Below are 24056 nucleotides of genomic sequence, written 5' to 3'. Positions count from 1 at the left end.
TCCTGAACAGACACGAAAGAGCAAGGCTGAAGCGTTGCCGGTATGAATTCAGACCGTGATTAACGCCAGGCAGTTCGCCGTTATACTCGCGCCTCTGTTTGGGAGCCAGTATGAATTCTTTGCCAATTGATGAAGTTTTACCTGCCCTGCGTGAAGCCCTGGCGACACGCCACGAGGCCGTGCTCGAAGCACCGCCCGGCGCCGGTAAGACCACCCGCGTGCCTTTGGCCCTGTTGAACGAACCCTGGCTGGCCGGACAACGCATTCTCATGCTCGAACCACGGCGCCTGGCGGCGCGGGCGGCGGCCGAACGGCTGGCCAGCGAACTGGGGGAAAAGGTCGGCGAAACCGTGGGCTACCGTATTCGCCTCGACAGCAAGGTCGGCCCGAACACCCGCATCGAGGTGGTCACCGAGGGGATCCTGACCCGCCGCCTGCAGGACGATCCGGCGCTGGAAGGCGTCGGCCTGCTGATTTTCGACGAATTCCACGAGCGCAGCCTCGACGCCGACCTGGCCCTGGCCTTGAGCCTCAATGGCCGTGATCTGTTCCGTGACGAGCAGCCGCTGAAAATCCTCCTGATGTCGGCGACCCTGGAAGGCGAGCGCCTGGCCGGGCTGCTGGACGACGCGCCGATCCTGCGCAGCGAAGGCCGCATGTTCCCGGTCGATGTGCGCTGGGGGCGGCCTTTCCAGCCGTGCGAGTTCATCGAGCCGCGGCTGGTGCAGACCATCCTTGAAGCGTTGAACGATGAAAGCGGCAGCGTCCTGGTGTTCCTGCCGGGGCAGGCCGAGATCCGCCGGGTGCATCAGCAGTTGGCCGATGCCGTGGGCGAGCGCTCGGAGATCCTGCTCTGTCCGCTGCACGGCGAGCTGGACCTGGCGGCGCAGCGCGCGGCCATCGAACCGGCTCCGCCGGGCAAGCGCAAAGTGGTGCTGGCGACCAATATCGCCGAGACCAGCCTGACCATCGACGGCGTGCGCGTGGTGGTCGATGCCGGTCTGGCGCGGGTGCCGCGTTTCGACCCGGGCAGTGGCATGACCCGTCTCGACACCCAGCGTATTTCCCGGGCCAGCGCCACCCAGCGCGCCGGTCGGGCCGGGCGCCTGGAACCGGGCGTGTGTTATCGCCTGTGGTCCCAGGACCAGCACGAACAGCTGGCGGCCTATGGCAGTGCGGAAATCCTCCAGGCGGACCTGGCGGGCCTGGCCCTGCAACTGGCGCGCTGGGGCGTGACGCCAGCGCAACTGGTGTGGCTGGATGTGCCGCCCGGCGCGGCTTATGCCCAGGCCCAGGATCTGCTCGAGCGCCTCGGCGCCCTGACCGCCAAAGCCGGCGAGGACTGGAAGCTGACAGCCCATGGCCAGGCGATGGCCGAGTTGCCGGCCCATCCGCGTATTGCCCATCTGCTGTTGCGCGGCCAGGCCCTGGGGCTGGCGAACATGGCCTGCGACGTCGCCGCCTTGCTCGGCGAGCGCGACATCCTGCGCGGCGGCGGTGCCGACCTGCATAGCCGTCTGGTGCTGCTGTCCGGCGAAGAGCGCGCGGCCCGCGGCGCCCAGGGCGGCGTACAGCGGGCTCGGCAACTGGCCCGGCAGTACCGCGGTTATCTGCGTGGGCAGCCGAGCCAGGCGGTGGCGGACCCGGACCATCCGCGCTGGCTGGGCGCCTTGCTGGCGCTGGCCTATCCGGATCGGGTCGCCCAGCAACGCCGTCCTGGCGGTGCCGAGTACCGGCTGGCCAACGGCCGCGCGGCATTGTTCAGCGAAACCGACAGCCTGATGAAGCAACCCTGGCTGGTGATCGCCGACCTGGGCAGTCGCCAGGGGCAGCGGGAAGAGCGCATCTACCTGGCGGCGGATTTCGATCCGGCGCTGTTCGACTCGGTCCTGGCCGAGCAGGTGCGCAGCGTCGACCAGCTTGATTGGGACGAGCGCGAAGGCGTGTTGCGTGCCGAGCGCCAGCGCAAGGTCGGCGAACTGGTGCTCAGCCGTGAGCCGCTGACCGGGCTGGACGAGGCGGCGCGGTGCCAGGCCCTGGTCAATCTGGTGCGGCGCAAGGGCCTGGAGCTGTTGCCCTGGACCCCGGAACTGCGCCAGTGGCAGGCGCGGGTGGCCTTGTTGCGCCAGCTCGATCTAGAGGCCACGGGCGAAAGCCAGTGGCCGGATGTCAGCGACGCGGCCTTGCTCAAGAGCCTGGAGAGCTGGCTGTTGCCGTACCTGGGCAAGGTTTCGCGCCTCAGCCACTTCGCCAACCTGGAGCTGGCCAGCATTGTCCACAACCTGCTGCCATGGCCATTTCCGCAGCGCCTGGACGAGCTGGCGCCGCACCACCTGACGGTGCCGTCCGGCTCGTCGATCCGCCTCGACTACAGCGAGCAGCCACCGATTCTCGCGGTGCGTTTGCAGGAGCTGTTCGGCCTGGCGGAAACACCACGGATCGCCGGTGGCCGGCAGGTGGTCAAGCTGCACCTGCTGTCCCCGGCACGGCGGCCGGTGCAGGTCACCCAGGACCTGGCGAACTTCTGGCGCAGCACCTACGCCGAGGTGAAGAAGGACCTCAAGGGCCGCTACCCGAAACACTACTGGCCGGATGACCCGCTGGTGGCCGAGGCCACGGCCCGCGCCAAACCGCGCAAGTAACCTACCGTGTAGCCGCTGCCGCAGGCTGCGATAAGGCCGAAGGCCTTCAGCGGTCTCAAGATCCTGCGCCCGCGTTGTCGGAATGCCGCCCAGGTCGATCGCAGCCTGCGGCAGCGGCTACAGGTTACTGCGCGGCGGGCAGCAGGAAGCGGGCGATCAGCGGCAGGTGGTCGGAGATGCGCAGGGTGTCGTCCTGCCGTACCTGGGCCTCGACCCGTTTGATCCGTGGGCTGTGGAACAGGTAGTCGACGGTGCGATCCGGGCTGTTCAGGGCCGGGTCGTTGGGGTAGTGGGTCAGCCACAGGGCGCGGTCGATGCCGCTGGCTTCGTTGTTGGTGGGGATCATCGGGTACTTGTCCCAGAGGCTGTGCAACGCGCTGTCGGCGGAGTAGGGCGTGCGTTGCTCGGGGGCGAGCCGCTGGTACTGGCCCAGGGGCAGCAGATTGAAGTCGCCGCCGATCAGCCAGGGCGTGCCGCGGGCTTCGAAGCGGTCGAGGATCCTGGTTACCGCGTTCACCTGGGCTTGCAGGGTGTCGTCGGGCTTCGTCGCGCGGTCCAGGTGGGTGTTGAGCACCGCCATCTGTCCGCCATCGCTTAACGGCAGGTAGCTGACCAGCACGGCGTTTTTCGGCTGGAACTGGCGGCTGATGAAGTTGGCTTCGGGCACCGGCAATTGCAGGCGTTCGGCGTGTTCGATGTTATAGCGGCTCAAGGTCGCCAGTTGCCGGCCAACGCTGCCGAAGATGTGCGGGGAGGGTACGAAATCGGCCTTCCAGTCGAAGGCCCGGGTACTGCAGGGATACAGGTCGGTCAGGCGTTCCTGCAGCAGCTTGAGCTGGTCCTGGTAATCGCTGGCCTTGGCGCCGTCGTCCAGTTCCTGCACCAGCACGATGTCCGGCTGCTCGTCGCGAATCACCCGGGCCACCTCGTCCAGGCTGAAGGCCATGTCCTCCGGGGTCGGGCGCTCGTCCGGCCCCCGGGCCTGGTCGTTCCAGAACACATAGCGCTTGCCCGCCAGGTACTGCACGTTCCAGGTCATCACCTTCAGCGCCTGGCCCGGCACCAGGCTGGGCACCTTGCCCGTGCAGGCGACTGGCAGCGGCTCCTTGGCGTCGGGGCGCCAGGTCAGGCTGTAGACCAGGGCTGACAACAGGCCTGCGCTGATCAGCAGGCCCAGGAGGATGAGGCGAAGTGGACGGGGCATCGGCTCGGCTTATGGCGTTGCAAGATTGAGCCCGAGCATAACCGAGAGCGGGGCCGCGGCCCAAGGGGTAGAGCGGCCGGACCTTGGCGTCACGCCTGTTCGGGCGAGTCACCGATCAGCATGAACAGCCGGAACACCACCACGCTGGTGAACAATTGCAGGAAGCTGTGGGCGCTTTCGATCAGCAGCGACAGCATCGGACCCGGCTCGGGATACGCCGCCAGGCTGGCCCCCTTGAGCACCCACAGCGGGGCCATCACGGCCAGGATGCAGACCAGGATCCGCAGGAAGTGCCCGCGGGTCAGGCGGAAGCTTTCCTTGATCGCGGCCAGTGGTTGCAGACCCTTGAGCACCAGCAGGTATTCGGCGAAGGCCAGGGTCACCATCAGCCACAGCCCGGGCAGGAAATATAGCGACAGACCCAGCAGGATCAGCAGGGTGTTGATGGCGGTCAGCAGGGCAAAACGCGGCCACAGGCTGACAGTCGCGGCGAGCAGGTCGCGGGCCAGTGGCGATTCGCCACGGCTGCGGGCATCGAGGAACAGGATCAGCACCCCGGTGTACAGTGGGTAGATCAGCAGGCCGACGACCACGCTATAGCCGGGAAAGGCCTCGGGGCCCAGCGAGCTGTCCACCGCCTGCTGCAGCAGCGCTTCGAGGACCACCAGCGGCAGGCACAGCTGGACGATGCGCCCCAGGTTGCGCTGGCAGAAGTACAGGGAGTCGCGCAGAACGGTTAACGGATTCATCAGTGGTTATCGCAGATCACAAAAAGCGGTTGGACACTTTAACCGATGCAGCCCCCGGGCGAGCAAACGTAAACGTTAGGTAAAGGCTATTGAAAGCCCGCTGGGCAACCCCATTACTGGTTGCACCTTGTGCATGACAGGCAAGGCCCAGTTTTTTACCGGCAATCTAAAGAGGTCGCCATGAACAGCGAAGAGCAAACCCTGATCGATGGACTGTTTTCACGGTTGCAGCAAGCCGAGAAGGATTCAGCCCCGCGCGACGCCCAGGCCGAGACGCGGATCAAGGAGCATCTGGCCCGGCAGCCTGCCGCCGGGTATTTCATGACCCAGGCGATTCTGGTGCAAGAGGCGGCAATCAAGAGCCTCGACGAGCAGAACAAGCAACTCACCCAGCAGGTCCAGCAATTGCAGGCCGAGCTGCAGCAGGCCAGGTCCCAGGCCGCGGCACCGGCGCCCAGCAGCGGTGGCGGGTTCCTTTCGAGCATCTTCGGTGGCGGTTCCCGCGATCCGCAGCCGGCACCGACGCCGACGCAAAGTGCTCCGGCCTCGTCCGGCGGTGGCTGGCGCGAGCCGGCGCGGCCGGCGTTCAGCCCGCAGCCGCAGCAGAACTTCGGCGCGCCGCAGCAGAATTACCCGCAACAGAGCTATCCCCAGCAAAACTATGCAGCGCCCCAGCAGGCTCCGGCCGCGGCTGGCAGCAGCTTCCTCGGCGGCGCGCTGAAGACCGCCGCCGGCGTGGCGGGTGGCGTGATGCTGGCGCAAGGCCTCAGCAGCCTGTTCCACGGCAACCAGCAGCCGCAGGAAATCGTCGAAGTGATCAAGGAAGAACCGGCACCCGCCAGCGACAATGCGGGTGGCTGGGGCAATGACGAGCAGCGCATGGCCAACAACGACTCCTGGGGCAACAACGACCAGGGCGGCTTCAGCGATGCCGACTACGGCAACGACGACAGCTCGTTCTTTTCCGACGACGATTCCTTCGTCTGATCCGCCATCGGTCCGGAACGCCACTGCGTCCCGGACCGATTATTCGCGGAACCTTCCTTCTGGCTGGCATACTGGGCGACTTTTCAGGGTTTGAGTCCCGGCCCAGTTCGCGCGCGTGAGCGCCATGAGGATAAGCGGTGAAAAAAATCGCTGTGTTCGCCGATGTCCAGAATCTCTATTACACCGTGCGCCAGGCCTATGGCTGCCACTTCAACTATGCCGCCCTGTGGGCCGACATCAGCCAACGCGGGCAGATAGTCGAGGCCTATGCCTATGCGATCGATCGGGGCGACAGCAAGCAGCAGCAGTTCCAGCAGATCCTGCGCAACCTGGGCTTCACGGTAAAACTCAAACCCTATATCCAGCGCAGCGATGGCTCTGCCAAGGGCGACTGGGACGTGGGTATCACCATCGACATCATGGACGCCGCCGACCATGTCGACGAAGTGGTGCTGGCCTCCGGTGATGGCGATTTCGACCTGTTGCTGGAGCGCATCATCAGCAAGCACGGCGTCGAAGCGGTTGCCTATGGCGTACCGGGACTCACCGCCAATTCGCTGATTCGCGCGGCCACGCGCTACGTGCCGATCGAAGGCGCGCTACTGCTCAAAAGCTGAGCTGACTATTTTTTGGATGGAGCTGGACAGGTTTGGAACGCATCGCAGTCATCGACTTTGAAACCACCGGGATCTCCCCGAGCAGCAGTTGCCGGGCCACGGAAATCGCCGTGGTGATCCTTGAGCAGGGGCGCATCGTCGAGCGTTACCAGAGCCTGATGAATGCCGGCGTGCGGGTGCCGGCCTTCATCGAACAGCTGACCGGCATCAGCAACACCATGCTGCGCAGCGCGCCGCCGGCCGAGCAGGTGATGAACGAGGTCAACGAGTTCGTCGGCACCACGCCGCTGCTGGCGCACAACGCCGCGTTCGACCAGAAGTTCTGGGACTACGAGCTGGGCCGGATCAAGCGCACTCGCTTGCAGAACTTCGCCTGTTCCCTGTTGCTGGCCCGGCGCCTGATGCCGGCGGCGCCCAACCACAAGCTCGGCACCCTCACCACGTTCGCCAGCCTGCCCCATACCGGCCAGGCTCACCGGGCCATGGCCGACGCGGAAATGGCCGCCAACCTCACCGCGCACCTGGCGCTGGAGCTGCGGCAGAAACACGGGCTGCGCGAGCTGTCCCACGACTTCCTGTGCAAATTGCAGAAAGTGCCGGCCGCCAAGATCGGCGAACACCTCAAGCGTCATCGCGGCGCCTGATCCGTAATCCCTGTGGCCGCCTGTAGCCATCTGTAGCCGCTGCCGAGCCTTGGCGAGGCTGCGATAAGGCTCGAAGAGCCTTCCAAGGCCCTCAAGAGCGCGTCTCCTGCGGAGCCGATCGCAGCCTCGCTGGGGCTCGGCAGCGGCTACAGGCGGCTACAGGCGGCGTGGATTGGCTTATTTGCCGTTGCTTTCCAGATGCCCCAGCGGCACGCGCTGTTCGATGGCGCTGGAGAGCACGATCGAGGTCTTGCTGAAACCGAACTGGGCAACGCGGTTGATCAGCTCTTCCAGCTCCGGCATCGAGCCGACGGCGGCGCGCATGATCACGCACGGATCGCCCGTGACCCGCTGGCATTCGGTGAGTTGCGGGATCCGGCTCAGTTCGTCGTAGGCCTTCTGATTGCCGTGCTGGGCCATGCGCAGTTCGATCACGCACTGGATCGGCAGCCCGAGCTTGGCCAGGTCGACCTTGGCCTGGTAGCCGGTGATCACTCCGCTGGCTTCGAGTTTGGCCACCCGCTCGGCCACGGCCGGAGCGGAGAGGTTCACCTTGCGCGCCAGCTCGGCGTAGCTCGCCCGGCCATTTTCCAGCAGGGCGGCGAGGAGCATGCGGTCATATTTGTCCATGATAAGGCTTCCAAATACAGCGACTTTCGAAAGCATGGGTTATAGCCACAATCTCCGTGTTTTGAAAAGTGTACTGGCGCTTTAAACAGGTTTTGTAACTTAAGTTCCGCCGGCCGGCTTTCTAGAATAAGCCCTCTCCCTTGCCTGTCTTCGAGCTTCCCATGCCTGGTCTACGCCGTTTTCCCTTGCCTTTGATTGCCGCTTTTTTTGCGCTGTACGTGATCTGGGGGTCGACCTACCTGGTGATCCGTATCGGTGTCGAATACTGGCCGCCGCTGATGCTCGCCGGCATCCGCTTTGTCATCGCCGGCAGCCTGATGTACGGCTTCCTGCGCTGGCGCGGGGCACCGGCGCCGACCTGGGCGCAATGGCGGGCGGCAGGGGTGATCGGCATCCTGCTGCTGAGCTGCGGCAATGGCGCGGTCACCGTCGCCGAACACATGGGCGTGGCGTCCGGAGTGGCGGCCCTGGCGGTGGCCACGGTGCCGCTGTTCACCCTGCTGTGCGGTTACTTCTGGGGCGCGCGCAACACCCGCCTGGAATGGGCCGGGATCGTCCTCGGGCTGATCGGCATTGCCATGCTCAACCTCGGTTCCAACCTGCAGTCGAGCCCGACCGGCGCGGCCTTGCTGGTGTTCGCGGCGGCGGCCTGGGCCTTCGGTTCGGTGTGGAGCAAACACCTGCCGTTGCCGCAAGGGGCGATGGCCAGTGCCGTCGAGATGCTGGTGGGTGGCGCGGTGCTGTTGATCGGCAGTTGGTGGAGCGGTGAACAACTGGCCGCCGTTCCGCCGATCGAAGGCTGGGCGGCCCTGGCGTACCTGACCGGCTTCGGCTCGATCATCGCCTTCAACGCCTACATGTACCTGCTCAAGCACGTGCGCCCGGCGGCGGCCACCAGCTATGCCTACGTCAACCCTGCGGTGGCGGTGCTGCTGGGGATCGTGTTTGTCGGCGAGACCATCGGCCTGGAGGAGGCGCTGGCGATGGTGGTGATCATCAGTGCCGTGGTGTTGATCGGCCTGCCGCAATGGCGCAAGCCAAAAGCCGCCGCGATACAGGAAGAAGCCACCGCTTGAAGTGGCCGGTTGGCGCACGATCGAAAACGCCGGGCATTGCCCGGCGTTTTTGTTCCAGCCTGTCGTACTCAGGCCGGGTTGAACAGCATCACCAGCGGTATCAGCGCCACGACGAAGGCCAGCATGAACAGCAGGCTGATCCCGGCGACGCGCCACAAGGAGAAGAAAGGCCCCTTGCTGAGTTTGTGTTCGATGACGACCGGACCGAAGAGCTGGCGCGCGTAGGTGTTCATCGCAAAAAGCGGTGGCAGTACGAAGACCACGGCTGGAACGCTTTCCGGCAACACCGCGCTCAACACCATCATCAGGACGAGCAGGCCGATACCGACATACCAGGCCTTCTTCACTTCGCTTTCGCGGCCGAGCGCCTTGAGGTTGGCAGCGATGATGTAGGACCCCGCCAGGGAAGTGCCGAGGAAGGTGGCAAGGCCGACGGCGTTGATGCTGTACAGGCGCAATGGCGCGGTCGATGCAGCCGGAGTCTGCAACTCGGCGGCCGGTGTCTGGAAGGGGTTGGGGGTGTCCATACGGGTCAGGCTCCTGGATCTTCGACGGGGCGATGGGGATGAAAGAGGTGAATCCTCTCCCGGCAGCTCAAGGCGCGTCTACAAAGATTATCGCTGCTCACCGCCCGGGGCCCCGTAACGGCGGGAGGCAGGGCAACTCGTCAGCCCGAAAGAAACCCGCCTGAATTAGGGTAAACTGCCGCCCATTGCACACCTGCGCTGACTTTTTTCCCTACGGTATCCCCATGACATTCGCCACTCTTGGCCTGATCGAACCCTTGCTGCGCGCCCTCGAAACGCTTGGCTACCAGACCCCGACACCGGTGCAGGCGCAAGCCATTCCGGCGGTGCTGGGCGGTCGCGACCTGATGGCCGCGGCCCAGACCGGCACCGGCAAGACCGCCGGCTTCGCCTTGCCGCTCCTGCAATCGCTGACCCTGGAAGGGCCGAAAGTGGCCAGCAACTCGGTACGCGCGCTGATCCTGGTGCCGACCCGCGAGCTGGCCGAACAGGTGCACGAGAGCGTGCGCCAGTACGCCGAGCACCTGCCGCTGAGCACCTACGCGGTGTACGGCGGCGTCAGCATCAACCCGCAGATGATGAAGCTGCGCAAAGGCATCGACCTGCTGGTGGCGACCCCGGGGCGCCTGCTCGACCTGTACCGGCAGAACGCGGTGAAGTTCAGCCAGTTGCAGACCCTGGTGCTGGACGAAGCCGACCGCATGCTCGACCTGGGTTTCTCCGAAGAGCTGAAGGACATCTACGCGGCATTGCCGAAAAAGCGCCAGACCCTGCTGTTCTCCGCGACCTTCTCCGACGCCATCCGCCTGTTGGCCGGGCAGATGCTCAACGATCCGCTGAGCATTGAAGTCAGCCCGCGCAACGTTGCCGCCAACACCGTCAAGCAATGGGTGGTGACGGTGGACAAGAAGCGCAAGCCGGAGCTGTTCAGCCACCTGCTGCGCAAGAATCGCTGGAAGCAGGTGCTGGTATTCGCCAAGACCCGCAATGGCGTGGACGCGCTGGTGGAAAGGCTGCAGGGCCAGGGCGTGAATGCCGACGGCATCCATGGCGACAAACCCCAGGCCACCCGCCAGCGTGCGCTGGACCGCTTCAAGGCCAGCGAGATCCAGATCCTGGTGGCCACCGATGTGGCGGCCCGTGGCCTGGACATCGAGGACCTGCCGCTGGTGGTCAACTTCGACCTGCCGATCGTCGCCGAGGATTACATCCACCGCATCGGCCGTACCGGCCGCGCCGGCTCCACCGGTGAGGCGATCTCGCTGGTGTGCGCCGATGAAGTGAACCTGCTGTCGGCCATCGAGATGCTGACCCGCCAGACCCTCAAGCGCCATGACGAGCCGGACTTCATTCCGGATCACCGGGTGCCGGAAACCGACGCCAGCGGCCAGGTGATCAAGAAGCCGAAAAAGCCGAAGAAGCCCAAGGCTTCCGGCGGTGGCGGCAAGCGCAACCTGGGCAAGTGGGTGGACAGCGGCGAAGTGGCCGAAGCCCCGGCGGTGAAACCGGTGCGCAAGGTGCCGGCGTTCAACACCGGGCCGCGCAAGCGCAAGCCGTAAGCCTTGGCGAGCGTTCAACACCGCTCGCTTCTGTAGCCGCTGGCGTAGCCTGCGATCGAGGACGAAGTCCTCGCAAAAACGAACGCCCCGGTTTTCCTGGAAAACCGGGGCGTTTGGTTTTACGCCGTTACGTCGCAATGCCGCCCAGACCGATCGCAGGCTGCGCCAGCGGCTACACGAAAGGCCTCAAGCCTTTTCCCGCAACCACTCGATCATCCCCAACCCCGCCGCCCGCCCGCTGGCGAAACACGCGGTGAGCAGGTAGCCGCCGGTGGGCGCCTCCCAGTCGAGCATTTCTCCGGCGCAGAACACGCCGGGCAATTGCTTGAGCATCAAGCGCTGGTCCATGGCCTCGAACGTCACGCCGCCGGCGCTGCTGATGGCTTCGTCCAGCGGCCGGGTCCTCACCAGGGTCAACGGCAGGGCCTTGATCGCCTTGGCCAGCAGCGCCGGGTCGGCGAAGCAATCGGCAGTGGTCAGTTCGCGCAAGAGTGCGGCTTTCACCCCGTCGATGCCCAGCTGGCTGTGCAGGTGCTTGGCCATGGAGCGCGAGCCCCGTGGCTTGCTCAGCGCGGCCTGGATCCGGTCATGGGGTTTGCCCGGCAGCAGGTCGATATGCACGGTGGCCGAGCCGTGGCGGTTGATCGCGTCCCGAATCGGCGCCGACAGCGCATAGATCAGGCTGCCCTCGACCCCGGTGGTGGTGATCACGCATTCGCCGAGGCGGGGGATATCGTCGTTCAGGCCAATGGCCACATTCTTCAGCGGGGCGCCGGCGAACTTGCTGCGCAGCAGATCGCTCCAGTCCTGCACTTCGAACCCGCAGTTGCTCGGTTGCAGGGGCGCCAGTTGCACGCCGTGCTGTTCCAGCGGCAGCATCCAGGCCCCATCCGAACCCAGGCGTGCCCAGCTGCCGCCGCCCAGCGCCAGCAGCAGGGCGTCGGCCTGGACCGACTTTTCACCTTCCGGGCTGTGGATGCGCAGGCTGCCATCGACATTCCAGCCGAGCCAGCGATGGCGAGTGTGGATAACCACGCCGGCATCGCGCAGGCGCTTGAGCCAGGCGCGCAGCAGCGGCGCGGCTTTCATATCGGTGGGGAACACCCGGCCCGAGCTGCCGACGAAAGTCTCGATGCCCAGGCCGTGAATCCATTGGCACAGCGCCTCGCTGCCGAACTCGCGCAACAGCGGGGCCATCTGCGGAGCCCGTTCGGCATAACGCGAGAGAAAGACCGGGTAGGCCTCGGAATGCGTGATGTTCATGCCGCCGACCCCGGCCAGCAAAAACTTGCGGCCCACCGACGGCATGCCGTCATAGAGATCGACGCGGATGCCTGCCAGGCTCAGCACCTCGGCCGCCATCAAGCCGGCGGGGCCGCCACCGATAATGGCGACGTGATGGGGCAGGGTGGTGCTGGATAAAGTCATGGCGGGCGGCGGCGTGGCGGAATAAGCCAGGCATTCTACCCGAGGCAGGCCCGCCGCCAATGCTCCATGCGCCCCGCAGTGGCTTATGCAAGGGGTGATCAAAAAATGTTCAGTGCTCTGCAGGGCTTGTACGGCATGGCCTGTAGCCGCTTGCACTCAGGTTATCCACAAGCAGCTCCACAGAGATTGGGGGTAAGGCGCCCACACTTTCATGACCACCTGATGAAGCTTTTGTAGCCGCTGCCGCAGGCTGCGAAAGGTCCGCAGGACCTCCAGCGGCATCACTATTTATGCTCCCGTTTTGCCGCGCTCAGTGGTGCTTATAGAGTCTGATCAAAAAATGATCGCCTGTCTGTAGAGCACAGCCAACATGGCCTGCAGCCGCTTGCACTCAGGTTATCCACAAGCGGCTCCACAGAGATTGGGGGTAAGGCATCCACACTTTCATGACCACCTGATGAAACTTTTGTAGCCGCTGCCGCAGGCTGCGAAAGGTCCGCAGGACCTCCAGCGGCATCACTATCAACGCTCCCGCTTCGCAGTATTCAGAGGTGCTTACCAGGCCTGATCAAAAAATGATCGCCTGTCTGTAGGGCACGGTCAGCCTGACCTGCAGCCGCTTGCACTCAGGTTATCCACAAGCGGCTCCACAGAGATTGGGGGTAAGGCATCCACACTTTCATGACCGCCTGATGCAGCTTTTGTAGCCGCTGCCGCAGGCTGCGAAAGGTCCGAAGGACCTCCTGCGCTATCACTGTTGGCGCTCCCATTTCGCAGCATTCAGCTGTGCTTATCGGGCCTGATCAGAAAATGATCACCTGTCTGTAAGGCACAGCCAGCATGGTCTGTAGCCGCTTGCACTCAGGTTATCCACAAGCGGCTCCACAGCCATTGTGGGTAAGGCGCCCAGCGTTCAGTGACAACCTGATGACGTCCACACCCGTTGAGCACTGTGGTGGAGGATGCCGTGGCGGCGGGCCAGGGCCTGGCGGTCCTTGCTGTAGCCGCCGCCGATCACCCCGAGCACCGGGATGTCGCGGCCCAGGCAATGGCGCATCACCTGTTCGTCGCGGGCGGCGACGCCCTGGTCGGTCAGCTTCAGGTAACCCAGGGCATCGTCCTTGTGCACATCCACCCCGGCGTCGTACAGCACCAGGTCCGGCTGGTACAGCGGCAGCAGGTAATTGAGGGCATCGTCGACCACCTTCAGGTAATCGGCGTCGCCCATGCCCATCGGCAGGGGGATGTCCCAGTCGCTGGTGGCCTTACGCGCCGGGAAGTTTTTTTCGCAGTGCAGCGAGACGGTCACGGCGTCCGGGGTATGTTCGAGAATCCGCGCGGTGCCGTCGCCCTGATGCACATCGCAGTCGAAGATCAGCACCCGGCCGACCCGACCGGCTTCGAGCAGGTAATGGCTGATCACCGCCAGGTCGTTGAAGATGCAGAAGCCCGCCGGGTGGTCGTAGTGGGCGTGATGGGTACCGCCGGCCAGGTGACAGGCCAGGCCATGCTCCAGGGCCTGTTCGGCGGCCAGCAGCGAGCCGCCGACAGCGCGCACGGTGCGCCGGGCGAGGGCTTCGTTCCAGGGCAGGCCAAGGCGCCGCTGGTCTTCCCGCGACAACTCGCCGGCCATATAACGTTCGATATACCCAGGATCGTGGGCCAGGGCGAGAATCTCCTTCGGGCACAGCTCCGGGCGCATCAGGTCGGCATCGCGGGTCAGGCCGCTGTCCACCAGGTGGTCGCGCAGCAGGCGAAACTTGTCCATGGGGAAACGGTGCTCCGCCGGGAACTCGGGGCTGTAGTCGTCGTGGTAGATCAGCGGCAGTGGCATGGCAATTTCATGTAGGAATCCGAAAAGGATCCTACCAGCGATGTAGACTGGCACGCATGGAAATGGAGGGGACGATGGAGCCGATACTGCAACTCGAAAGTGCTCGACTGCTGTTGCGCCAGTGGCGCGACGAGGATTTGCCGGCGTTTGCGGCGATGTGTGCCGACCCGCAAGTGATGCGTTACTTTCCGGCCCCCTTGAGCCGCCTGGAAAGCGCCGCGCTGATCGGGCGGATCCGTGGGCATTTCGCCGAGCACGGTTTTGGCACCTGGGCGCTGGAGCGCAAGGATACCGGGGCCTTTATCGGTTTTACCGGGCTGGGTGTGGTGGGCTTCGAAGCGCCGTTCACCCCGGCGGTGGAAATCGGCTGGCGCCTGGCGCGCGAGCACTGGGGCCTGGGCTACGCCAGCGAAGCGGCCTGGACCGCGCTGCGCTGTGGCTTCGATCGCCTGGCCCTGAAGGAGATCGTTGCCTTCACCACCACCAGCAACCTGCCGTCGCAGAAAGTCATGCAGGCCATCGGCATGCAACACGCTGCGCACGACGATTTCGATCACCCAAAGCTCGGCAGCGAGCATCCGCTGCGTCATCATGTGCTGTATCGCATCAACCGCGAACAATGGTTGGAAACCTTGCATGGATAGCAGGTCGGGGGCATCTGGAGTGTGCCCATGTGTGTGAACCCGATTGAATCGACCGCGACAGCCAAGACTGCGCGGCATTGCTCTGTGTGAGGAGAGTCTGAATGAGCCACGTGTTGGATGATCTGGTCGACCTGTTGACCCTGGAACCGATCGAGGAAAACCTGTTTCGCGGTCGCAGCCAGGACCTGGGCTTCCGCCAGTTGTTCGGCGGCCAGGTATTGGGCCAGTCCCTGTCCGCGGCCAGCCAGACTGTCGAAGAGGCCCGCCATGTGCATTCGCTGCATGGTTATTTCCTGCGTCCGGGCGATGCGGCGTTGCCGGTGGTGTACCAGGTCGACCGGGTGCGCGATGGCGGCAGTTTCAGCACTCGCCGGGTGACGGCGATCCAGAAGGGCAACCCGATCTTCACCTGCAGCGCCTCGTTCCAGTACGACGAGGAAGGCTTCGAGCACCAGGACACGATGCCCCAGGTGGTCGGCCCGGAAAACCTGCCGTCGGAGCTGGAGATCACCCAGCAGCGCGCGCACCTGATCCCTGAGCACATGCGCGAAAAACTGCTGTGCCCCAAGCCCATCGAAGTGCGCCCGGTGACCGAAAAAGACCCCTACAACCCGCAGCCGGCGGACCCGATCAAATACGTCTGGTTCCGTGCCGACGGCGAGCTGCCGGACATTCCCGCGCTGCATAAATACCTGCTGGCCTACGCCTCGGACTTCGGCCTGCTGACCACCTCGATGCTGCCCCACGGCAAGTCGGTGTGGCAGAAGGACATGCAGGTCGCCAGCCTCGACCACGCCCTGTGGTTCCATGCCGACCTGCGCGCCGACGACTGGTTGCTGTATGCCATGGACAGCCCCTGGGCCGGCAATTCCCGCGGTTTTTCCCGTGGCAGCGTGTTCAACCGCGCCGGCCAGCTGGTCGCCTCGGTGACCCAGGAAGGCCTGATCCGCCATCGCAAGGACTGGGCATGAGCCTGGCCGGGGTGCGTCATTGGGTGTTCGACATGGACGGCACCCTGACGGTGGCCGTGCATGATTTCGCGGCCATCCGCGAAGCGCTGGGGATTCCACCGGAGCACGACATCCTGACCCACCTCGCGGCCTTGCCCGCCGCCGAAGCCGCGGCGAAACACGCCTGGCTGCTGGAGCACGAGCGCGACCTGGCCCTGGGTTCGCGCCCGGCGCCGGGGGCGGTGGAACTGGTGCGGGAGCTGGCGGCACGGGGCTATCGCCTGGGCATCCTGACCCGCAATGCGCGGGAGCTGGCCCATGTCACCCTGGAGGCCATCGGCCTGGCCGACTGCTTTGCCGTCGAGGACGTGCTGGGGCGCGACGAGGCACCGCCCAAACCACACCCGGGCGGCTTGCTGAAACTGGCCGCGGCCTGGGAGGTGGCGCCGGCCGAGATGGTGATGGTCGGCGACTACCGCTTCGATCTCGACTGCGGTCGCGCGGCGGGCACCCACACGGTGCTGGTGAACCTGCCGGATAACCCGTGGCCGGAGCTGGCCGACTGGCATGCCGAGGATTGCAGCGTTCTACGGCGGATGGTGTTGGCTTAAAAAGCATCGCGGGCAAGCCTCGCTCCTACGGATCTGCGGTGTAGCCCTCTGCCGGGTACGACAACGAACCTGTAGGAGCGAGGCTTGCCCGCGATAGCGTCCTTCCTGACACCACTACATCTACTGGCCGAACAACGCCTTCTGCCCCTCGGGCGAGGTGAACATCTTGTCGCCGTCATGCCCGACCCCGGGCACTTCGAGCAACTGCTGTTGCAATCCCTGCGGATGGCGCTGTTTCAGGTAGTCGAAATAGTTGTGCCCGCGAATCAAGCGGTAGGCGCCCTGGGCCTCGGCGGCGCAACTGGTGTCCAGCGCCGGGTGGTGCGGGTCGGTGTCCTGTTTGCCCAGCAGGTAGGTGATATCGCGTTTGACGTAGCGCTGTTCCAGTTGCTGTGCGGTCTGGCCGGCGGCGTAGGCCGGCAGCTTGAGCAGGCCGTACTTCCAGTGGTTGAAACCGGGGCACGCATTGGCGTCGACTTTCATCGGGCGCTGCTCGTCGAAGTAGGCATAGGACGACGGGTTGGCGATGACATAGCGCAGCTTGATGCCGTCATCCACCAGGCCCGGATGATACTGGCCGAGCAGGGCAAAGCGCTGCACCACTTGGGCGCCACCGGAGTGGCCGGCGATGACGATCTCGGTCAGGGACGGAAACCGCTGGCGATCGCTCAGCCGCGTGATGATCGCGTCCAGCACCGCATAAGAGCTTTGTGCCTTGGGCCCGCTGGATGGCTCGCCGGCCATCCAGTCATTGCCCTGCCAGCGCAGCAGCGAACCGGGCAGCTGGTGACGCTCGATATCGCTCTGATTGAGAAACTGCGGCGCGATCACCAGGGTGGTCGCGCTTTGCCCGGCCTGGCTGGCGGCCTGTTCGGCGCTGTGCAGGTAGGTCTGGGCATTGCGCAGGCGCCCATGGACGATGATCAGTGCCCGCTGGATCTCAGGCCGCGGCTGTTGCCAGTCCTGGCTCAGGCCGACGGCCAGTTCGCCGCCTTCCAGGTTCAACCGCGCGGGGCTGATCGTCTTGACGCCACTTTCCGCTGCCTGCGCGCCGGCGCAGATCATCCATAACGTGAGCAGCACCAGTCCCCGGCGCATTACAGACTCTTCGCCGCGAAGGTGTCGCATTGGCCGATCTGGCCCTGAGTGAAGCCGGCCTTGAACCAGCGTACCCGTTGCGCCGAGCTGCCGTGGGTAAAGGAGTCCGGTACCACGCGGCCCTGGCCTTGCTGTTGCAGGCGGTCGTCGCCGATGGCGTTGGCGGCGTTCAGGGCTTCTTCGATATCCCCCGGCTCCAGCCAGTTCAGGCGCTTCTGCGCATGGTTGGCCCAGACGCCCGCCAGGCAGTCGGCTTGCAATTCCTGGCGCACCAGCAGGCCGCCGTCGCCTTCCATCTGCCGGCCCTGTTGGCGGGCCGCCTGGATCTTCGCCGAGACGCCGAGCAGGGTCTGTACGTGGTGGCCGATTTCGTGGGCGATCACGTAGGCCTGGGCGAAGTCGCCGGCGGCCGAGAAGCGCTGGTCCATCTCGCGGAAGAAGTCCATGTCCAGGTACACCTGCTGGTCGGCCGGGCAATAGAACGGGCCGGTGGCGGAAGTCGCCGAGCCGCAGGCGGAATTCACCCGGCCGCGGAACAGGATGAGCTTGGGTTGCTGGTAGGCGCGTCCGGCCTGCTGGAAGATCTGGCCCCAGGTGTCTTCGGTGTCGCCGAGGATGGAACGGACGAATTCCGCCTGCTCGTCATTGGCTGGCGGCGCCTGGCGGGTCTGCTGGGTGGTGGCGGGTGCCGAGGACTGATCCATCTGCCCGACGAGTTGTCCGAGGATCTGCAACGGGTCCTGGCCGGTGACCCAGCCGATGCCGACGATCAGGATGATGGCGGTCAGGCTCAGGCCCTTGCCGCCGCCAAAGCGCAGACCGCCGCCACCGCCGCCACTGTCATCGCGAGCATCCACCACGTTGTCGCTGCGCCGTCCTTTCTTCCAAAGCATGGGTGAATCCTCGTTTTAATGTGCTGATCAGTGTTGCTGGTGAGCAGGGCCGACGCCAGTCCGATCGTCAGCCTTTTGCATGCACGCTACCATTGCCCGCAGCCGCATCGATTCTGTCGCGACACAGCCGGGGCCTCCTTTGAACATCGATACCCGCATCAAATTCCGTCACCTCGTATGTTTTCTTGAAATGTCTCGCCAGGGCAGCCTGGCGCGGGCGGCGGATGTGCTCGCGGTGAGCCAGCCGGCGATGTCGAAAACCCTCAAGGAACTGGAAGAACTGCTCGACACCCGGCTGTTCGCCCGGAGCAAGGCCGGGCTCAGCCTGACCGAGGCCGGCATGGCTTTTCTGCGTTACGCCGGGCCCTCGGTGCAGGCCCTGCGCGAGGGAGTGAACACCTTGCGCGGCGGCGAATATGCCGCCGGCGTGGTACGCCTGGGTGTGCTCTCGACCGCCGAAAGCCTGCTGCTGCCGGAAGTGGTGCGGCGCCTGCACGAGCGGCATTCGGCGCTGGTGGTGAGTGTGGTCACCGGCCCCAGCGCCTACCTGCTGTCGCAGCTGCGGGTCGGCGACGTCGACCTGGTGGTCGGGCGCATGACGGACAGCCCGCAGATCCAGGGCCTGAGCTTCGAGCATCTGTACAGCGAGTCCATGACCCTGGTGGCGCGCCCCGATCATCCGTTGCTGCACGGGCCGCTGGATCGGCATGCGCTGGAGCAGTACCCGCTGGTGTTGCCGCTGGCCGGCACCACCATCCGCAAGTTCGCCGACAGCCTGTTCGTGCAGTGCGGCATCAGCCAGTCGCGCCAGCGCCTGGAAACCCTCTCGGTGGCCTTGAGCCGGCGCTATGCGCTGTCCAGCGATGCGCTGTGGATCGCCCCGCTGGACGCGGTACGCCTAGACCTGGCCAATGGCGAGCTGCGCGAGATCGACCTCGGGCAGCGCGAGCCGGGTGGCTCGGTGGGCATCTCCAGCAATGCCAGCCTGCCGCTGTCGCTGGCGGCGCAATGGTGCGTCGAGGTGCTGCGGGAAGTCGGGCAGGCCTATCGCGAGGGGCGTTATCCATAACCTTTTGGTTATGTTCTTGAAGGGCCTTTTCAATAGTCGTCGGGTTGCCGTTGTTTGAAACTGCGCGGGCTGCGCTCCATAAATCAAACAACAGGAGACCGACATGTCTGATGCAGACAGCAGTCGTTTCGTTATCCGTGACCGCAATTGGCATCCCAAGGCCCTGACTCCCGACTACAAGACCTCCGTGGCCCGTTCGCCGCGCCAGGCGCTGGTGAGCATCCCGCAATCGCTGAGCGAAACCAGCGGCCCCGATTTCTCCCATCTGAAGACCGGACGTTTCGATAACGACCTGCTGCTCAACTTCAATAACGGCGGCTTGCCGGTGGGCGAGCGAATCATCGTCGCCGGTCGGGTTTGCGATCAGTACGGCCAGCCGATTCCCCACACCCTGGTGGAGATGTGGCAAGCCAACGCCGGCGGCCGCTACCGGCACAAGAACGACCGCTACCTGGCGCCCCTGGACCCGAATTTCGGCGGCGTCGGCCGGGCCTTGACCGACCGTGATGGCTACTACAGTTTCCGCACCATCAAGCCCGGCCCTTACCCGTGGCGCAACGGCCCGAACGACTGGCGCCCGGCGCATATCCACTTCTCCATCAGCGGGCCGTCGATCGCCACGCGGTTGATCACCCAGCTGTATTTCGAGGGCGACCCGCTGATCCCGCTGTGCCCGATCGTTAAATCGATCGCCAACCCGGAAGCGGTGCAGAGCCTGATCGCGCGCCTGGACATGAGCAGCGCCAACCCGATGGACTGCCTGGCCTATCGCTTCGACATCGTGTTGCGCGGCCAGCGCAAGACCCACTTCGAGAATTGCTGAGGAGCCTGCCATGCCTATCCAATTGCTGCCTGAAACCCCCTCGCAAACGGCCGGACCTTACGTGCACATCGGCCTGGCGCTGGCCGCTGCGGGCAACCCGACCCGCAGCGACGAGATCTGGAACCGGATGGCCGGGCCCGATGCCCAGGGGGAAAAGATCCTGCTGATCGGCCATGTGTATGACGGTAACGGCCATCTGGTGCGCGACTCGTTCCTCGAGTTCTGGCAAGCCAACCACGAGGGTGTCTACGACCCCGTGTTCGATTCGGAGAAAGCCTTCAACAGCTTCGGGCGCACGGCCACCACCTTCGATGCCGGCGAGTGGACGCTGCACACGGTCAAGCCGGGCGTGGTGAAGAATGCCGCCGGGGTGCCGATGGCGCCGCACATCAACGTGGCGCTGTTCGCCCGAGGGATCAACATCCACCTGCACACCCGCCTGTATTTCGCCGACGAGCCGGAAGCCAACGCCGCCTGCCCGGTACTGAACCTGATTGAGCAGCCGCAACGGCGCGACACCCTGCTGGCGCACCCCTGCGAAGTGGACGGGCAGCGGGCGTATCGCTTCGATATCCGCATCCAGGGGGAAGGGGAGACGGTGTTTTTCGATTTCTGATCGGCCATCCGCGACCGCTCTTCCGGGGCGGTCTGGTCTGCCGCATCGGCCGGTTTGCGTCTGCTGCGGAGCCGATCGCAGCCTCGCGGGGCTCGGCAGCGGCTACAGGGATTCATGCTTCCTGTAGCCGCTGGCGCAGCCTGCGATAAGGCCCGCAGGGTCTTCCAGCGATCTCAAGTTTGCGTCTCCTGCGGAGCCGATCGCAGCCTCGCGGGGCTCGGCAGCGGCTACAGGGATTCCGTGCTTCCTGTAGCCGCTGGCGCAGCCTGCGATAAGGCCCGCAGGGCCTTCCTGCGATCTCAAGTTTGCGTCTGCTGCGGAGCCGATCGCAGCCTCGCGGGGCTCGGCAGCGGCTACAGGGATTCCATGCTTCCTGTAGCCGCTGGCGCAGCCTGCGATAAGGTCCGCAGGACCTTCCTGCGATCTCAGGAACCACGCCCTTTTCAAGCTTGATTGCAGCCTTATTCGTAAGCGCTGGCCCCGGCGATATGCCGACCGGCGATGTAGCCGAAGGTCAGCGCCGGGCCGAGATTGATACCGCCGGCGGGGTAGTGGCCGCCCATGATGCTGGCCATGTCGCTGCCGGCGGCGTACAGGCCGGCGATGGCCTGGCCCTGGTCGTCGAGCACCTGGGCGTGGGGGTTGACCTTGAGCCCGGCGAAGGTGCCGAAGCATCCCGGTTGGACCTTCACCGCGTAGAACGGCCCCTGTTCGATGGGCGCCACGCACGGGTTGGGTTGCTGGCGCGGGTCGCCCTGCTTGCGGTTGTAGGGCGTCGAACCCCGACCGAACTGCGGGTCCTGGCCTTGTCGGGCATGCCGGTTGTATTCCGCCAGGGTGGCGCACAGGCCGTCCGCATCGATGCCGCAGGCCTGGGCCAGTTCCTCGATGCTCTCGCCACGCTTCAGGTAGCCGCTGCGGATAAAGGGCGCCAGCGGCACCGGGAAGGGCCGGGAGATGCCCAGGCCATAGCGGCGCTGGAAGCCGTGGCTGCAGATCAGCCACGACGCCACTTCTTCACCCTCGGGCGCCGCCGCGACCATCGCCCGCACATAGTCGTAGTAACCGTCGGCTTCGTTGACGAAGCGCTGGCCGTTGCGCAGGACGCCGATGATCCCCGGTTTGCCGCGCTCGATGATGTGCGGGAAGTGCCCGCGGCTGCCGTCCTTGTAGGGCACCGCGGAGACCGGGGCCCAGGCCACGGGGGATGCCATGTCGGTATCGACCCGGGCACCGACGCTTTCCCCCAGGCGAAAGCCATCGCCCGAGACCGCCAAGGGCGGCAGGGCCAGATGCTCGTGGCCGGTGGGCGTGCGTGGGAACAGCGCCTTGCGCCGTTCGATGTCGTTGGGGAAACCGCCGGCCGCCAGCACCACCGCCTTGCGGGCGCGGATACGAATGGGCCCCCGGGTGGCGCTGCTGACAATCGCCCCGGTCACCGCGTCGCCGTCGCGCAGCAGTTCGGTGACCGGCGCCGATTCCCAGAGCAGCACGCCCAGGTCCTGCGCCGATTTGGCCAGGCGCGCCACCAGCGCCACGCCATTGACCAGTTGCAGGGCGCGGCGGTGAGTGACGAGGTCGCGCAGGTGGCGGCCGAAGCGCTTGCTCACGTGCCAGGCGGCCGACAGCGAACGGCTCAGGTTGAGGAAGGCCGCAAGGTCGGCGCCGGCCATGATCGGCATGCCCATGAACGAGGTTTCGCGCAGGGTCTTGCGCAGGCGCTTGAGCAGCGTGCCGACCTCGCGCCCATCGTAGGGCGCGGCGATCACCGAGCGTCCGCCGGTGCCGGCGCCCGGGGTGTCGCCGTGGATATCGGCGATGGCGTTGCCGTCGGCGAATTGCAGCGCGGTATGGCGCTCGAAGAACGACACCATGCGCGGGCCGGCTTCGAGGAAGGCGTCGATCATTGCTGGCTGGTAGCGTTCGCCCAGTTCGTGTTTCAGGTAGGTGCGTGGCAGTTCCACGTCCTCGACTATGCCGGCCCGTCGCGCCAGCGGGTTGCACGGCACCCAGGCCCAGCCGCCGGACCAGGCGGTGGCGCCGCCGAACACCGGGTCTTTCTCCACCACTATGACTTTCAGGCCATGCCAGGCCGCGGTCACGGCCGCCGAGAGGCCGGCGGCGCCGGAGCCGACGACCAGCACGTCGCAATCGATATCGGGGTGGTGCAGGGAGGCGGTGGCAGGCATGGAAGAAGCAACTCCGCTAAACGAACAGTTATTGTTTTTGGAACTTGATTCCAAAAAATATACGGAGTCGAATAGTCGGCAGCAAGGCGAGGGCAGGATCATCTGCGCCGTGCCGAGGTTTTTATGGGCGGTTATCGAACGATGCCGCGGTGTGTTTCCCATTGCGCCGGTTGTCACTAGAATCGGCCAAATTTCGTCTGGACCCGACCATGGCCGGCAGTCAAATCGAGCGCGTCTTCAGCGTTCTGGAAAGTCTTACCAGCGACCCCCGCGGCCTGCCGATGCAGACCCTGGCCGAGCAGCTGGACATCCCCAAAAGCGCCACCCACCGGCTGTTGGCGGAGCTGATCCGCCTGGGCTACGTGCGCCAGAACCCGGACAGCCTGCGTTATCACCTGTCGACCAAGCTGGTGGCGATGGGCTTTCGCTACCTGTCCAGCAGCGGCGCGGATATCGTCCAGCCGGTGCTCGACCGGCTGGCCCAGGAAACCGGCGAACTGGTGCGCCTCGGGGTGATCGAGGACGAGCGCCAGACCTGGATCGCCAAGTCCCAGGGCGCCCGTTCCGGGTTGCGCTACGACCCCGACATGGGGCGCGAGGCGCCGCTGTTCTACACCGCTTCCGGGCACGCCTGGCTGGCCTGCCTGAGCGATGCCGAGGCCTTGTCGCTGGTGGAGCGCCAGGCCGCCGAGATCCCCGCGGACCTGGGCCCGAACGCGCCGCGCTCGAATATCGAGCTGCTCGAACGCCTGCGCCTGGCCCGGGAGCAGGGTTACGCCTGGGTCGAGGAAAGTTCGGCGGTGGGCACCTCGGCGGTGGCCGCGGTGGTGCGTCATCCGGTCGACGGCCGGGTGGTCGGGGTGCTGAGCATCGCCGGCCCGAGCGCGCGCATGCCGCTGGCGCGCCTGCATGAACTGGCGCCGCTGCTGTTGAAGTTTGCCGATGAGCTTTCGGCTGCCAGCCAGGCTTCCGAGCTTTTCAGCTGAATCTGCAGAATTTCCTGTAGCCGCTGCCGAAGGCTGCGATCGGCCGCGCAGCGGCCGTGAAACTACCTGCCGAGTCTAGCCAGGCACACTGCGATGGCAGGCTTTGCGTCTCCTGCGGAGCCGTTCGCAGCCTCGCGCTGCTCGGCAGCGGCTACAGGGGCTGTGCGTTTTCCTGTAGCCGCTGGCGTAGGCTGCGATACGCAGGGCCTTCACGATCTCAAGTCTTAAAGCTGTTCGCTGATCGGACACTATTTTGTTTTGCTCTTGTGTGAAAGTGGAA

Annotated in this window: 22 protein-coding genes; 13 read left to right on the top strand and 9 right to left on the bottom strand. The window is 65.3% G+C overall.

The window, feature by feature from the left end:
• The first annotated feature begins 110 nt into the window (after positions 1-110).
• Positions 111-2642 (top strand): ATP-dependent helicase HrpB, encoded by a 2532-nt coding sequence (hrpB, locus tag J4D28_RS00845; protein WP_103330756.1) that lies wholly within the window; start codon positions 111-113, stop codon positions 2640-2642.
• 124 nt (positions 2643-2766) lie between these two features.
• On the opposite strand, the gene J4D28_RS00840 is transcribed toward hrpB, so the two are convergent.
• Both J4D28_RS00840 and J4D28_RS00835 read right to left on the bottom strand, forming a co-directional pair.
• Positions 2767-3846, bottom strand: coding sequence for an endonuclease/exonuclease/phosphatase family protein (locus J4D28_RS00840; protein WP_103330755.1), 1080 nt, complete (start codon positions 3844-3846; stop codon positions 2767-2769).
• 89 nt (positions 3847-3935) lie between these two features.
• On the bottom strand, positions 3936-4595 hold the full coding sequence (locus tag J4D28_RS00835) for a membrane protein (RefSeq protein WP_009051010.1): 660 nt from the start codon (positions 4593-4595) through the stop codon (positions 3936-3938).
• 180 nt (positions 4596-4775) lie between these two features.
• Here J4D28_RS00835 and J4D28_RS00830 point away from each other — a divergent pair, with 180 nt between their 5' ends.
• The 3 genes from J4D28_RS00830 to J4D28_RS00820 all read left to right on the top strand — a co-directional run bounded on the left by J4D28_RS00830 (position 4776) and on the right by J4D28_RS00820 (position 6843).
• A complete protein-coding gene (locus J4D28_RS00830; protein ID WP_103330754.1) occupies positions 4776-5582 on the top strand; it encodes a DUF2076 domain-containing protein in 807 nt (268 codons plus the stop codon).
• Positions 5583-5719: 137 nt separating this feature from the next.
• Positions 5720-6199 carry an NYN domain-containing protein gene (locus J4D28_RS00825; protein WP_016703734.1) on the top strand — a complete coding sequence of 160 codons (480 nt, stop codon included), beginning with the start codon at positions 5720-5722 and terminating at the stop codon, positions 6197-6199.
• A gap of 32 nt (positions 6200-6231) precedes the next feature.
• Positions 6232-6843, top strand: coding sequence for a PolC-type DNA polymerase III (locus tag J4D28_RS00820; RefSeq protein ID WP_103330753.1), 612 nt, complete (start codon positions 6232-6234; stop codon positions 6841-6843).
• A gap of 177 nt (positions 6844-7020) precedes the next feature.
• On the opposite strand, the gene J4D28_RS00815 is transcribed toward J4D28_RS00820, so the two are convergent.
• Complete coding sequence (locus tag J4D28_RS00815; protein WP_009051006.1) at positions 7021-7473, bottom strand: Lrp/AsnC family transcriptional regulator; 453 nt, start codon at positions 7471-7473, stop codon at positions 7021-7023.
• 161 nt (positions 7474-7634) lie between these two features.
• Between J4D28_RS00815 and yedA the strand changes: the two genes are divergently transcribed.
• Complete coding sequence (gene yedA, locus J4D28_RS00810) at positions 7635-8549, top strand: drug/metabolite exporter YedA (protein WP_009051005.1); 915 nt, start codon at positions 7635-7637, stop codon at positions 8547-8549.
• 68 nt (positions 8550-8617) lie between these two features.
• Here yedA and J4D28_RS00805 read toward each other — a convergent pair whose 3' ends face one another.
• Entirely contained in the window at positions 8618-9076 is a 459-nt protein-coding gene (locus J4D28_RS00805; protein ID WP_009051004.1) for a hypothetical protein, read from the bottom strand.
• A 224-nt stretch (positions 9077-9300) separates the two neighbouring features.
• Between J4D28_RS00805 and J4D28_RS00800 the strand changes: the two genes are divergently transcribed.
• Entirely contained in the window at positions 9301-10635 is a 1335-nt protein-coding gene (locus J4D28_RS00800) for a DEAD/DEAH box helicase (RefSeq protein ID WP_016703731.1), read from the top strand.
• Between the two features lie 186 nt (positions 10636-10821).
• On the opposite strand, the gene J4D28_RS00795 is transcribed toward J4D28_RS00800, so the two are convergent.
• Both J4D28_RS00795 and J4D28_RS00790 read right to left on the bottom strand, forming a co-directional pair.
• Entirely contained in the window at positions 10822-12063 is a 1242-nt protein-coding gene (locus J4D28_RS00795) for a TIGR03862 family flavoprotein (RefSeq protein WP_103330774.1), read from the bottom strand.
• Positions 12064-12976: 913 nt separating this feature from the next.
• Positions 12977-13897: a histone deacetylase gene (locus J4D28_RS00790; RefSeq protein WP_009051001.1), complete on the bottom strand. Its 921-nt coding sequence runs from the start codon at positions 13895-13897 to the stop codon at positions 12977-12979.
• Between the two features lie 74 nt (positions 13898-13971).
• Here J4D28_RS00790 and J4D28_RS00785 point away from each other — a divergent pair, with 74 nt between their 5' ends.
• The 3 genes from J4D28_RS00785 to J4D28_RS00775 all read left to right on the top strand — a co-directional run bounded on the left by J4D28_RS00785 (position 13972) and on the right by J4D28_RS00775 (position 16102).
• Positions 13972-14541 carry a GNAT family N-acetyltransferase gene (locus J4D28_RS00785; RefSeq protein ID WP_007928906.1) on the top strand — a complete coding sequence of 190 codons (570 nt, stop codon included), beginning with the start codon at positions 13972-13974 and terminating at the stop codon, positions 14539-14541.
• Between the two features lie 101 nt (positions 14542-14642).
• A complete protein-coding gene (tesB, locus tag J4D28_RS00780; RefSeq protein ID WP_009050999.1) occupies positions 14643-15512 on the top strand; it encodes an acyl-CoA thioesterase II in 870 nt (289 codons plus the stop codon).
• The gene (locus tag J4D28_RS00775; RefSeq protein WP_103330752.1) at positions 15509-16102 is read left to right on the top strand and encodes an HAD family hydrolase; all 594 of its coding nucleotides are present in this window, start codon (positions 15509-15511) and stop codon (positions 16100-16102) included. Before tesB ends, J4D28_RS00775 begins: the two co-directional genes overlap by 4 nt.
• 120 nt (positions 16103-16222) lie before the next feature.
• Here J4D28_RS00775 and J4D28_RS00770 read toward each other — a convergent pair whose 3' ends face one another.
• Both J4D28_RS00770 and J4D28_RS00765 read right to left on the bottom strand, forming a co-directional pair.
• A complete protein-coding gene (locus tag J4D28_RS00770) occupies positions 16223-17200 on the bottom strand; it encodes a hypothetical protein (protein ID WP_038635297.1) in 978 nt (325 codons plus the stop codon).
• Complete coding sequence (locus tag J4D28_RS00765; RefSeq protein ID WP_009050996.1) at positions 17200-18093, bottom strand: neutral zinc metallopeptidase; 894 nt, start codon at positions 18091-18093, stop codon at positions 17200-17202. The genes J4D28_RS00770 and J4D28_RS00765 overlap by 1 nt, the downstream gene beginning before the upstream one ends.
• Positions 18094-18232: 139 nt before the next feature.
• Between J4D28_RS00765 and pcaQ the strand changes: the two genes are divergently transcribed.
• The 3 genes from pcaQ (at position 18233) to pcaG (ending at position 20601) form a co-directional block, all read left to right on the top strand.
• Complete coding sequence (gene pcaQ / locus J4D28_RS00760; RefSeq protein ID WP_009045756.1) at positions 18233-19162, top strand: pca operon transcription factor PcaQ; 930 nt, start codon at positions 18233-18235, stop codon at positions 19160-19162.
• Between the two features lie 103 nt (positions 19163-19265).
• Positions 19266-19985 (top strand): protocatechuate 3,4-dioxygenase subunit beta, encoded by a 720-nt coding sequence (gene pcaH, locus J4D28_RS00755; protein WP_009050995.1) that lies wholly within the window; start codon positions 19266-19268, stop codon positions 19983-19985.
• 10 nt (positions 19986-19995) lie between these two features.
• A complete protein-coding gene (gene pcaG, locus J4D28_RS00750; RefSeq protein WP_103330751.1) occupies positions 19996-20601 on the top strand; it encodes a protocatechuate 3,4-dioxygenase subunit alpha in 606 nt (201 codons plus the stop codon).
• Between the two features lie 461 nt (positions 20602-21062).
• Here the strand turns inward: pcaG and J4D28_RS00745 are convergent, their stop codons facing one another.
• Complete coding sequence (locus tag J4D28_RS00745) at positions 21063-22790, bottom strand: FAD-dependent oxidoreductase (RefSeq protein ID WP_103330749.1); 1728 nt, start codon at positions 22788-22790, stop codon at positions 21063-21065.
• A gap of 209 nt (positions 22791-22999) precedes the next feature.
• On the opposite strand from J4D28_RS00745, the gene J4D28_RS00740 reads away from it, so the two are divergent.
• Positions 23000-23776 carry an IclR family transcriptional regulator gene (locus J4D28_RS00740; protein ID WP_009050992.1) on the top strand — a complete coding sequence of 259 codons (777 nt, stop codon included), beginning with the start codon at positions 23000-23002 and terminating at the stop codon, positions 23774-23776.
• Positions 23777-24056 lie beyond the last annotated feature (280 nt).

It is taken from the genome of Pseudomonas sp. GW531-T4 (assembly GCF_017349615.1).
Lineage (GTDB): Bacteria > Pseudomonadota > Gammaproteobacteria > Pseudomonadales > Pseudomonadaceae > Aquipseudomonas > Aquipseudomonas chlororaphis_I.
This window is presented reverse-complemented; position numbering and strand designations above follow the sequence as displayed.

Bases quoted from the DNA above. Each gene is read 5' to 3' on its own strand.
- hrpB (WP_103330756.1), top strand. From the start codon at position 111: ATGAATTCTTTGCCAATTGATGAAGTTTTACCTGCCCTGCGTGAAGCC.
- J4D28_RS00840 (WP_103330755.1), bottom strand. From the start codon at position 3,846: ATGCCCCGTCCACTTCGCCTCATCCTCCTGGGCCTGCTGATCAGCGCA.
- J4D28_RS00835 (WP_009051010.1), bottom strand. From the start codon at position 4,595: ATGAATCCGTTAACCGTTCTGCGCGACTCCCTGTACTTCTGCCAGCGC.
- J4D28_RS00830 (WP_103330754.1), top strand. From the start codon at position 4,776: ATGAACAGCGAAGAGCAAACCCTGATCGATGGACTGTTTTCACGGTTG.
- J4D28_RS00815 (WP_009051006.1), bottom strand. From the start codon at position 7,473: ATGGACAAATATGACCGCATGCTCCTCGCCGCCCTGCTGGAAAATGGC.
- yedA (WP_009051005.1), top strand. From the start codon at position 7,635: ATGCCTGGTCTACGCCGTTTTCCCTTGCCTTTGATTGCCGCTTTTTTT.
- J4D28_RS00805 (WP_009051004.1), bottom strand. From the start codon at position 9,076: ATGGACACCCCCAACCCCTTCCAGACACCGGCCGCCGAGTTGCAGACT.
- J4D28_RS00800 (WP_016703731.1), top strand. From the start codon at position 9,301: ATGACATTCGCCACTCTTGGCCTGATCGAACCCTTGCTGCGCGCCCTC.
- J4D28_RS00795 (WP_103330774.1), bottom strand. From the start codon at position 12,063: ATGACTTTATCCAGCACCACCCTGCCCCATCACGTCGCCATTATCGGT.
- J4D28_RS00790 (WP_009051001.1), bottom strand. From the start codon at position 13,897: ATGCCACTGCCGCTGATCTACCACGACGACTACAGCCCCGAGTTCCCG.
- J4D28_RS00785 (WP_007928906.1), top strand. From the start codon at position 13,972: ATGGAGCCGATACTGCAACTCGAAAGTGCTCGACTGCTGTTGCGCCAG.
- tesB (WP_009050999.1), top strand. From the start codon at position 14,643: ATGAGCCACGTGTTGGATGATCTGGTCGACCTGTTGACCCTGGAACCG.
- J4D28_RS00775 (WP_103330752.1), top strand. From the start codon at position 15,509: ATGAGCCTGGCCGGGGTGCGTCATTGGGTGTTCGACATGGACGGCACC.
- J4D28_RS00770 (WP_038635297.1), bottom strand. From the start codon at position 17,200: ATGCGCCGGGGACTGGTGCTGCTCACGTTATGGATGATCTGCGCCGGC.
- J4D28_RS00765 (WP_009050996.1), bottom strand. From the start codon at position 18,093: ATGCTTTGGAAGAAAGGACGGCGCAGCGACAACGTGGTGGATGCTCGC.
- pcaH (WP_009050995.1), top strand. From the start codon at position 19,266: ATGTCTGATGCAGACAGCAGTCGTTTCGTTATCCGTGACCGCAATTGG.
- pcaG (WP_103330751.1), top strand. From the start codon at position 19,996: ATGCCTATCCAATTGCTGCCTGAAACCCCCTCGCAAACGGCCGGACCT.
- J4D28_RS00745 (WP_103330749.1), bottom strand. From the start codon at position 22,790: ATGCCTGCCACCGCCTCCCTGCACCACCCCGATATCGATTGCGACGTG.
- J4D28_RS00740 (WP_009050992.1), top strand. From the start codon at position 23,000: ATGGCCGGCAGTCAAATCGAGCGCGTCTTCAGCGTTCTGGAAAGTCTT.